The 800-nt window shown below is 45.5% G+C and carries 1 protein-coding gene; it reads right to left on the reverse strand.

From position 1 onward, the window contains the following. Window positions 1-800, reverse strand: an 800-nt coding sequence (locus ICN20_RS10185) for a hypothetical protein (RefSeq protein ID WP_216240514.1), incomplete at both ends; no start/stop codon positions are given.

The raw sequence follows: 800 nt of genomic DNA on the forward strand, positions 1-800 counted from the left end.
AACAGTATCTTTGAAGATAATGCTGCCATTGTCAGAGACTAGATGAACGGTCTTGCCATTCCAAGTGCCTACCCATAATGGGCCATGGTAGGTTTGATCACCCATGGTTTTGACATTGGCGGCTAAGTTAGCCTCGCCGTAGACGGTGAGGTTATTAAGTGGATTAAGGGCGCCTACTGCCTTGTTAAAGTAAACGTCATAATTTGCTCTCACAGCTAAGGAGTTGTTGCCTGCACAGCCGCCCTCACAAGTTGCATCATTTACGGCACCATTAAAAATGATGCTTTCATTATTAGATGTCAGGCGGATTATCTTAGTAATTTCTGGGTTGATGTTACCGATCCACAGATCATCATGGTAGTTTTGATAACCATTGGTCTCGATGTTCGCTGCGGCCACTGCCCAGCCATGAACATCTAGATTATTCAGTGGATTGATACCGCCTACTGCTTTATTAAAGAAGATACCGTTATTAGCACTAACACTTAAAGAGTTCGAGCCTGCATTGAGCCACGGTGCATCATAGGCCCACCAGCCATTTTGCTCATCCCAACTATTGCGGTCATTAACAGTATCTTTGAAGATAATGCTGCCATTGTCAGAGACTAGATGAACGGTCTTGCCATTCCAAGTGCCTACCCATAATGGGCCATGGTAGGTTTGATCACCCATGGTTTTGACATTGGCGGCTAAGTAAGTGTCATTGGCTTCGATGGTGAGCTGATCTAAAGCAGTGCCATTGCTGCCGACGGCTTTATTAAAGTACACGGCGCCATTATTGGCTTTGACCGTCAGGCTAG

The sequence above is a fragment of the Polynucleobacter sp. JS-Polo-80-F4 genome (genome assembly GCF_018881965.1).
In the GTDB taxonomy this organism is placed as follows: Bacteria; Pseudomonadota; Gammaproteobacteria; order Burkholderiales; family Burkholderiaceae; genus Polynucleobacter.